Annotated in this window: 9 protein-coding genes and 1 pseudogene; 5 read left to right on the forward strand and 5 right to left on the reverse strand. The window is 71.6% G+C overall.

The features are described 5' to 3' along the window. Both H5J29_RS11600 and xylA read right to left on the reverse strand, forming a co-directional pair. A pseudogene (locus H5J29_RS11600) lies at positions 1-294 on the reverse strand (ROK family transcriptional regulator); the annotation flags it as partial. Next, a complete protein-coding gene (gene xylA, locus H5J29_RS11605; RefSeq protein WP_181780942.1) occupies positions 291-1,457 on the reverse strand; it encodes a xylose isomerase in 1,167 nt (388 codons plus the stop codon). The pseudogene H5J29_RS11600 and the gene xylA, both read right to left, overlap by 4 nt. 392 nt (positions 1,458-1,849) lie before the next feature. Between xylA and H5J29_RS11610 the strand changes: the two genes are divergently transcribed. Next, on the forward strand, positions 1,850-3,613 hold the full coding sequence (locus tag H5J29_RS11610) for an FAD-dependent monooxygenase (RefSeq protein ID WP_181780943.1): 1,764 nt from the start codon (positions 1,850-1,852) through the stop codon (positions 3,611-3,613). A 145-nt stretch (positions 3,614-3,758) separates the two neighbouring features. Continuing rightward, entirely contained in the window at positions 3,759-4,451 is a 693-nt protein-coding gene (locus H5J29_RS11615) for a GntR family transcriptional regulator (protein ID WP_181780944.1), read from the forward strand. A gap of 4 nt (positions 4,452-4,455) precedes the next feature. Here H5J29_RS11615 and H5J29_RS11620 read toward each other — a convergent pair whose 3' ends face one another. Then, positions 4,456-4,890 (reverse strand): nuclear transport factor 2 family protein, encoded by a 435-nt coding sequence (locus tag H5J29_RS11620; protein WP_220187279.1) that lies wholly within the window; start codon positions 4,888-4,890, stop codon positions 4,456-4,458. A gap of 131 nt (positions 4,891-5,021) precedes the next feature. Here H5J29_RS11620 and H5J29_RS11625 point away from each other — a divergent pair, with 131 nt between their 5' ends. Genes H5J29_RS11625 through H5J29_RS11635 form a run of 3 tightly spaced genes read left to right on the forward strand, consistent with a single transcriptional unit; the run spans position 5,022 to position 6,545 of the window. Beyond that, positions 5,022-5,633: a VOC family protein gene (locus H5J29_RS11625; RefSeq protein ID WP_181780945.1), complete on the forward strand. Its 612-nt coding sequence runs from the start codon at positions 5,022-5,024 to the stop codon at positions 5,631-5,633. Between the two features lie 32 nt (positions 5,634-5,665). Beyond that, a complete protein-coding gene (locus H5J29_RS11630) occupies positions 5,666-6,043 on the forward strand; it encodes a nuclear transport factor 2 family protein (RefSeq protein WP_181780946.1) in 378 nt (125 codons plus the stop codon). A gap of 28 nt (positions 6,044-6,071) precedes the next feature. After that, complete coding sequence (locus H5J29_RS11635; RefSeq protein ID WP_181780947.1) at positions 6,072-6,545, forward strand: nuclear transport factor 2 family protein; 474 nt, start codon at positions 6,072-6,074, stop codon at positions 6,543-6,545. 21 nt (positions 6,546-6,566) lie between these two features. Here H5J29_RS11635 and H5J29_RS11640 read toward each other — a convergent pair whose 3' ends face one another. Beyond that, positions 6,567-7,544 carry an iron-siderophore ABC transporter substrate-binding protein gene (locus tag H5J29_RS11640; RefSeq protein WP_181780948.1) on the reverse strand — a complete coding sequence of 326 codons (978 nt, stop codon included), beginning with the start codon at positions 7,542-7,544 and terminating at the stop codon, positions 6,567-6,569. 59 nt (positions 7,545-7,603) lie between these two features. Then, complete coding sequence (locus H5J29_RS11645; protein ID WP_312858167.1) at positions 7,604-8,932, reverse strand: hemolysin family protein; 1,329 nt, start codon at positions 8,930-8,932, stop codon at positions 7,604-7,606. Between the last annotated feature and the right edge of the window lie 169 nt (positions 8,933-9,101).

Below are 9,101 nucleotides of genomic sequence, written 5' to 3' on the forward strand. Positions count from 1 at the left end.
GTCGAGGCCGACGGCGCAGCCGACGAGGCCGTCGGTCTCCACCGAGATCCCCAGTGCCACTGGCGAATCCGCCGCGAACGTCACCGGGCGCCCCGGCCTGCCCACGCCGCTCGGGGCCGCGGTCTCCTCGCGGAGCACGCCCTCGCCGACCAGCGGGTCGAGCAGGGTCGCCACAGTGGCCCGGGTCAGCCCCGTCCGGGCGGCGAGGGCCGCCCGGGAGGCCGCGCCCTCGCGCAGCGCCGCGAGCAGCAGCCCGAGGTTGTGCCTTCGCAGGACCGCCGGGCCCGCCTTCACCGAGCGCCGGTGAGGTGCTCCAGCGCGAGCTGGTGCAGCCGGACGAAGCCGTACCCGCGCCTGCCCGCGGCCTCGGCGTCGAAGTCCTCGAAGGCGCTGCGGTCGGCGAGCAGGTCCCGGTAGGTCTCGCCCGGGGCCACCGTGGGCACGGCGAGGTCGGGGACCCCGGCGAGTGCCTTCGCCTCGACGACCTCGGGATCGGCCCGGAACGCCGCCGCACGCTCGGCGAGGATCAGGTAGGTGCGCATGTTCGCCGCCGCCGAGTCCCACACCCCGGTCCTGTCCTCGGTGCGGGAGGGCTTGTAGTCGAAGTGCCGTGGGCCGTCGTAGCCCGCGGTCTCCAGGAGGTCGACGAGCGCGAAGGCGTTGAGCAGGTCGCCGTGGCCGAACACCAGGTCCTGGTCGTACTTGACGCCGCGCTGGCCGTTGAGGTCGATGTGGAAGAGCTTGCCCGCCCACAGCGCCTGCGCGACGCCGTGCACGACGTTCAGCCCGGCCATCTGCTCGTGCCCGACCTCGGGATTGACCCCGACGAGCTCCGGGTGCGCGAGCCGGGAGATGAACGCCAGGGCATGGCCGACGGTGGGCAGCAGGATGTCCCCGCGCGGCTCGTTGGGCTTGGGCTCCAGGGCGAACCGCAGGTCGTACCCGCGGTCGAGGACGAACTCGCACACCAGGTCCATGGCCTCGGCGTAGCGGTCCAGCGCCGCCCGGACGTCCTTCGCCGAGTCGTACTCCGAGCCCTCGCGACCGCCCCACAGCACGAAGGTGCGGGCGCCGAGCTCGGCCGCCGACTCGATGGTGCGCAGCACCTTGCGGAGGGCGAACCGGCGTACCCCGCGGTCGTTGGAGGTGAACCCGCCGTCCTTGAACACGGGATGGGTGAAGAGGTTCGTCGTGACCATCGGGACGACCAGGCCGGTCTCGTCCAGGGCCTCGCGCAGCCGGGCGACCTGCTTGTCCCGGGTGGGGGCGTCGGCACCGAAGGGGGCCAGGTCGTCGTCGTGGAAGGTGAGGCCCCAGGCGCCCAGCGAGGCGAGCCGGTGCACCGCCTCGACGACGTCGAGCGGCGGGCGGGTCGGGTCCCCGAAGGGGTCGCGGGCCTGCCAGCCGACGGTCCAGAGACCGAACGAGAACCTGTCCGCAGCAGTGGGGACCCGCATCGCACGCTCCTTTTCGATGGAAGCTGAACTAATCGGCGACGGTAGACCCGGGGTGGGGGTCGGACAAGGGAGGGACCGGCGCGGCGGAGCAGGTCGTCGACGACCCGCCGAGGCTGATCGGCAGGCCGCCGGGCACCGTCGCGGACGCGAGCGCTGCCGACGCCTGGGGTCACTCGCGGGGCCGACGCCGTCGGGGACCGGCTGGTCCCGTGAGCCCAGGCTGTTCGTCGGCCCGGACGACGAGCTCGTCACGGCGCCGAGGGGATCGGTCGGATGCGGCATACGTTCCGCGCCCGCCGAACCTATTGTTATAACGAATATCAACGGTTAGTGTGATGCCGGTCATGGTGGACACGGCCCTGACCGGACCGGATCGATCGAAGGAGACGCCGGTGGCTGACCTGGATGTGCCCGTACTGATCGTGGGTGGCGGCGGCTGCGGCCTGTCGGCCTCGATCTTCCTGTCCGAGCTGGGTGTCGAGTCGTTGCTCGTCGAGCGACACGACGGCACCTCGCACCTGCCCAAGGCGCACTACCTCAACCAGCGCACCATGGAGGTCTTCCGCCAGTACGGCATCGCCGACTCGGTCTACGCGGCCGGCGCGGGTCTGGAGAAGTTCGGCAAGGTGCGCTGGACGACCTCGTTGGGTGGCGACGGCCCGCTCGACGCGAAGATCCTCTACACCATCGACGGGTTCGGCGGCGGAAAGCTGTTCGAGCCCTACATGCGCGACAGCGCCTGCCCGTCGAGCAACCTGCCGCAGATCCGGCTGGAGCCGATCCTCAAGCGTCACGCCGAGGACCTCGCCCCCGGGCGGGTCCGGTTCGGCCACGAGCTCGTCGCTCTCGCCGAGGACGGCGACGGCGTCACCGCCACGGTCCAGGACCTCTCCTCGGGGGAGACCTACGAGGTGCGTGCCCGCTACGTGATCGGTGCCGACGGCGGTAAGACGGTGGGCGAGAAGATCGGGGTCGCGATGAACGGCCCCAGCGGGCTGCTGGACATGGTCAGCTGCCACTTCAAGGCCGACATGTCCGCCTACGCCGACGAGACCTGCCTGATCACCTGGCTCCTCAACCCGGACGGCGCCGGATCCTGGAGCAGCGGCGCCATGGTGCCGATGGGCCCGACCTGGGGCAAGCACTCCGAGGAGTGGAACTTCATCTTCGCCTTCGGGCCCGACGACCCCGAACGGTTCGACGAGGCCGCCATCGTCCCCCGGCTGAAGAGCCTCATGAAGCTGCCCGACCTCGAGATCGAGGTCCTGCGCATCAGCCACTGGGTACTCGAGGGTGTGCTCGCCGACCGCTACCGGGTCGGTCGGGTCTTCCTCGCCGGGGACGCCGCCCACCGCCACCCCCCGACCACCGGCCTGGGCCTCAACACCGCCATCCAGGACTCCCACAACCTGGCGTGGAAGCTCGCCGCGGTCATCAAGGGACAGGCCGCGCCCTCGCTGCTCGACAGCTACGAGCCGGAGCGGCAGGCCATCGGGGCGCGCAACGTCGACTGGGCGATGTTCACCTTCATGAACCACATGCTCATCGACGCGGGCATGGGCCTCATGCCGGGACAGCCCGCCGAGGCCAACCGGGCCGCGATGGAGGCCTACTTCGCCGAGACCCCGATGGGCGCCACCCGCCGTGCCCGCGCCGCCGAGGTGATCGAGACCCAGCGCATGGAGTTCCAGGCCCACGACCTGGAGATCGGGTTCCGCTACGACGAGGGTGCGGTGGTGCCCGACGGCTCGCAGCCACCGCCCAACGACCCGATGGGCAGCCGCTACCACCCCACGACGCGGCCCGGCCACCGGCTCCCGCACGCGTGGCTCGAGCGCGACGGGGCTCGGGTGTCCACCCACGACCTCGTCGACCGGGACGGCTTCCTGCTCCTCACCGACGCCGCCGGTGCCGCGTGGGTGGGCGCCGCGGAGGCGGCCGCCGAGAAGTTCGGGGTGACCGTCACCGCGGTGACGGTCGGCGACGGGGGCGAGCTCGCCGACGTCGAGGGCACGTGGGCGCGGCTGCGGGAGATCGCCGACGGCGGCGCTGTCCTGGTCCGCCCGGACAACCACGTGGCGTACCGGGCGACCGAGCCGGTCGCCGACGCCCGCGACACGCTGCTCCGCACCGTCGGCACCCTGATCGGGCGCTGACCGACCGGGGACCGTACGGGACCGGCGGCGTCGATCACGGCGCCGCCGGTCTCGACCCGGCTCGTGAGCTCCCGGGCCCCGTCGGGGCGACGGATATAGTGCCCACCACCGCCCCGAGCGGGACGGGACAGAGAGCGAGAACAGCATGGCGTCGTCCGGTTCGACGGTGCGGCCGATCGAGTCGAGGTCCGTCGCCGAGCTCGTGACCTCGGAGCTCCGCCGGTCGATCCTCACCGGCGCACTGGCCCCCGGTCGGGAGTTCTCGCTGCGCGAGGTCGCGGGGATGCTCAACGTCAGCTTCATCCCGGTCCGCGAGGCACTGCGCAGCCTCGAGGCCGAGGGACTGGTCGTCAACCGGCCCGGCCGGAGCTCCATGGTCGCCCCGCTGAACCTGGACGACCTGCACGCCATCTACCGGCTGCGCCACGACCTCGAGCCGAACATCGCCGCGCGCGCCTGCGCCCTCCTCGGCGACGACGAGCTGGACCGCCTCGACGACCAGGCCAGGGGGTTCGGCGACGAGCACCTCGGGATCGACGAGATCTACGAGGCGCACCACGCCTTCCACCTGGCGCTGCTCCGACCCGCGGCGACCGAGTGGGACGTGCGGATCCTCGGCACCCTCTGGCGGGCCGCCGAGCGCTACATCCGGATCGGCTTCGGCGCGCTGGACCCGGACCCGCGAGAGCACGGCCGTCGGGAGCACGCCCACCACGACCTGCTGGAGGTCTTCCGCAGCCGGGACGCCGACGCCGTCCGGCAAGGGGTGCACGACCATCTCGCGCACAACGAGCAGCTCGCCCTGCGGGCTCTCGAACCGGCCACCGAGGCCCGCTAGCGGGTCACGGCCAGACCTCCGGCTGGAAGATCGGGCGGACCTGCCGGGACGCCAGCCGCCAGCCCCCGTCGGTCAGCGTGTAGCGGTCGTGGAACTCGAGGACCCGGCCGTGCTCGGTCGCGTACCGCACGGGACCCTCGCCCTCGGGGACCGGCCCGTGGAACACCAGGGACCCGACGACGCCACGTGCGGAGTCCGCGGTGATCTCCGGGAAGTGGAAGTTCGTCAGCAGGTGGCGGGTGGTCAACGCCGGTCGCTCCCGCATCGCGGCGCGGATGGCCGTGTGGCCGTGCAGCGGCACGCCCCCGCGGTCGAACACCCCGTCCGGCGTGAACAGCGCTGTCAGGGCGTCGAAGTCCCCGTGGTCCAGGTGATGGGCGAAGCGTTGGCTCAGCCCGGTCAACTGCCACTCGGTCAGCATCTGCTCGGTCTGGTCCACGAGAGACCCCGCTTCCTTGTCGGCGATGGAGGCAAGCGTACGGGTTGTTATAACGAATATCGATCAGTAGGCTGACCGGCACAGGGAACGTGACCCGAGGTGTCAACGCCGATGCTGAGCAGGAGGACCTCATGGCCCCCAACGTCCGCAAGCCCCGCCCGGTCATCGCGCCGAAGCTGCACCACTCGACCTTCCTCACGCTCAAGCTCGACGAGATGGTCGCCTGGTACGAGAAGGTCGCCGGGCTGACCCCCGTGCACTACAGCGAGGGTGCCGCCTGGCTCACCAACGACGAGGCGAACCACCGTGTCGCGTTCGTCGCGCACCCCGCGATCAAGAAGCCGGTGGACAAGCCGACCAGCGCGGGCCTGCACCACACCGCGTTCGAGTACGGCGACTTCGACCAGTGGCTGGACAACTACGTGCGGCTCAAGGACGAGGGCATCGTCCCGTTCATGAGCCTCGACCACGGCATCACGATGTCGATGTACTACGCCGACCCCGAGGGCAACGGCGTGGAGATCCAGGTCGACGCCTTCGGGGACTGGGCGGCGTCGAAGGAGTGGATGTGGGCCTCCCGCGAGTTCGCGGAGAACCCCATCGGTTCCTACTTCGACCCGGACAAGCTCGTCGACGCCCGCGAGCAGGGCCTGTCGAAGGACGAGATCCACGCGGGTGCCCGCGCCGGGAAGTACCTGCCGGAGAACCCCCCGACCGACATCCTGCTGCCCGAGATCTACTGACCCACCCCCGACGCCTTCTCAAGGGAGAGAACATGTCCGTCGACACCGCACCGGATCTGACCGTCGCCCGCCGCCTGCTGCAGGCCGCCGACACCGACATCGCCGCGTTCTTCGGCTTCTTCACCGACGAGACACGGTTCCGGATGGGCAACTCCGACATCGTCACCGGCCGCGACGCCATCATGGCGTGGGTCGGCCAGTACCTCGGTTCCGTGGCGGGGATGAAGCACGAGGTCCTCGAGGAGTTCTACAACGAGGACACCGCCGCGCTGCAGGTGACCGTCACGTACACGATGGCGAGCGGAGCCTCCTTCACCCTGCCCGCGATCACCCGGACCAGGATCCAGGGCGACAAGGTCGTCGAGTACCTCGTCTACATGGACCCGTCGCCCGTCGCCGAGGCCTCCTGAGCGAGCAACGCGAGGAAGGAGCACCGCCATGACCTACGACCTGGAGCGCCTCGACGCCGAGGACGCGATCACCCGACTGCTGTTCGCCTACTGCGAGGGCATCGACGAGGGCGCACTCGACGACGTGGCCCGGCTGTTCGAGCACGGGACCTGGTACCTCACCGCCGACACCCCGCTGGCCGGGTTCGACGCGGTCTCCGGGTTCCTGGCCGACAACGTCATCCTCTACGACGGCGTCCCCGCCACCCGGCACACCGTGTCGAACATCCGCATCGACCTCGCCGACGACCGGCGGTCCGCGCGGTCGCGGAGCTACGTGGTCGTGTTCCAGTCCGTGCCGGGCGCCGCGCCCCACATCATGTTCCAGGGCGCCTACGACGACACGTTCACCGTCGACGAGCACGGCTGGCACTTCGCCGAGCGCCGGATCCGGGCCGACGGCACGGGGGACATGTCGCTGCACCTGAAGGGGGCCGAGGCGCGGTCCGTCGGCGTCGGCTGAGCCCCGGCCCCGTCGTGGTGCTCAGTCCGTGGGGTTGGCGGGGTTCCCGTCCGCGGCGGCGGCCAGGCGGGGGACCGCCAGGTCGATCGCGACCGGCAGGGACAGCGGGCTGCCGAAGCCGAGGGCGCCGTTGAGCTGGGTGTCGAACCCGCCGGTGTAGACGACCCGGTTCTGCTGGGCGGCGGGCAGGCCCTGGAAGGTCGGCTGGCCCGCGAGGTCCTCACGGGTGCCACCCATGACGACCACGACGTCCGCCTCGAGCTGCCCGTACGACTCCGGGGCCACCGCTCCGGTGAGCGCGGACGGGGTGAAACCGAGGTCGGCGTAGAACTTCGCCCGCAGGTCGGTGGGCTCCAGGGCGTAGAGCCCGGAGTCGACCCCCCACAGGGCGACGGTCACGGTCTTGCCCGCGAACTCCGGGTGCGCGGCCCGCGCGTCGGCGAACCTCTTCTCCGTGTCCGCGACCACCTGCTGGGCCTCGGCCTCCTTGCCGAGCGCCTGCCCGGTGGTCAGCGTCTGCTCCTGCCAGGTCGCGCCGTCCTCGTCCGGCTGCGCGACGGTCGGTGCGATCGCGCTGAGCCGGTCGTAGTCCGCCTGCTCCATGAACGAGTAGACGCCGAGGATCAGGTCCGGGCGCAGGCCCGCGACCCTCTCGAAGTCGATCTCGCTGCCGCCGACCTTCTCCGGCTGGGTGCCTCCGAGCGCGGCCTGCGCCCAGCTCCGGCCGTCCGCGTCGAACGAGCCGAGGACCTCGCGCTGGCCGACCGGCTTCTCTCCCAGGGCCAGCACGAAGTCCGCCTCGTTGAACCCGACGGCCACGATGCGCTGCGGCTTCGCCGGGATCGTGGTGCTGCCGTAGAGGTGCGTGAGGGTGACGGGGTACGCACCGTCCGGGGCGGCGCTCGGTGCCGCCGCCGGTTCCTGGGAGGGGCTCGAGCAGCCCGCGAGCGCGAGGGCGGCCGTGAGGAGCGCGGCCGCTCCGAGGCGGGGGAGTCGCATGGAGGTCCTTTCGTCGGCCGCGAGGGGACCGCGGTCGTGCGTGCGGACGAAGGCTAGCCTCACCTATTTGCGGAGGCAATCGGAGGCACGTCGGCGGCCGGGGACGAGGTGACGGCCACGGCGGCGACGCGGTGGCCGTCCATCGCCGCGACGGTCAGGCGGCTGCCGTCGATGTCCACGGTGTCCCCGAGGTCGGGGATGCGCCCCAGGGTGTGCTGCAGATAGCCGCCGAGGCTCTCGAAGGGCCCCTCCGGCAGCCTGATGCCGGTGCGGTCGCGGACGTCGTCGCGATGCAGCAGGCCGTCGACGGTCGTGTCCTCCCCGGACCCGGCCGGGGTGTGCGCGGCGTCGTACTCGTCCTCGATCTCCCCGACGAGCTCCTCGATCAGGTCCTCCATGGTGACGATGCCGTCCGTGCCGCCGTACTCGTCGACCACGATCGCCAGGTGTACGCGGCGGGCCCGCATCTCCGACAGCGTCGCGAGCAGCGGCTTGGAGCCGGGCAGGGCGTGCACCGGCCGCATGATCTCGCCGACGGTCCCGCCCCGTGTGGTGAGCCGGGTCGTGAGCAGGTCGCGGACGTGCACGAACCCCACGACGTCGTCGACGTCCGTCCCGGTCACCGGGTAGCGCGAGTGGGGTCGGTCCACGATGTCCCGGGCGGCCTCGTCCAGTCCAGTGGCCGCGTCGAGGAAGTGGACCTCGGTGCGCGGCACCATGACCTCCCGGACCTGGCGGTCGGAGGCCTCGAAGACGTCGGTGAGGACCCGGCGCTCCTCGGTCTCGAGGTCCTCGTGCGCGGCGACCATGTCCCGCAGCTCCTCCTCGCTGACCCGCTCGCCGTCCGCCTTCGGGTCGAGGCCGAGCACGCGCACCAGGGCGTCGGTGGAGCGGGAGAGCAGCCAGATCACCGGCGTGGACACGGAGGCGATCCGGTCGAGCACGGGCGAGACGAACAGGGCGACACCCTCGGAGCGCTGCAGCGCGAGCCGCTTGGGGACCAGCTCGCCGAGCACCAGGGACAGGTAGGAGATCGCGGCGGTCACGAGGACCAGGGCGAGGGTGCCCGCGAGGCCCTCGGGCACCCCCCAGCCGACGAGGACTCCGGTGAGGGGAACGGTCAGCGTCGACCCGCCGTAGGCCGCGGAGAAGAACCCGGCGAGCGTGACGCCGATCTGGACGGACGACAGGAGCCGGTTGGTGTCCCCGCGCAGGGCCTTCACCCGGCGGCCGCGGCGCCCCTTCGCGGCCAGCCGCTCGACCTGGCTGTCCCGCAACGAGACCAGCGCGAGCTCCGACGCGGCGAAGTACCCGCCGATCAGCACGAACAGCACGACCAGGCCGACGCTCAGGGCGATGTCGCCACCGGAGAACTCCACCGGCCCCACGATCCCAGGATGATCGACCGAGGGCTCCCCGGGGTGACGAATCCGGCAAACCGGACAGTTCGACGCAGCCCGAACGGATGATCCCGCAGTGGCCACGACCTGCCCCGTCCTCCGTCTCGACGCCTGGTCCGACGCCGGGCGCGGCGCCCGCAGACAGGCCTGCGGTGTC

Source organism: Pseudonocardia pini (assembly GCF_013870575.1).
GTDB lineage: Bacteria > Actinomycetota > Actinomycetes > Mycobacteriales > Pseudonocardiaceae > Pseudonocardia > Pseudonocardia pini.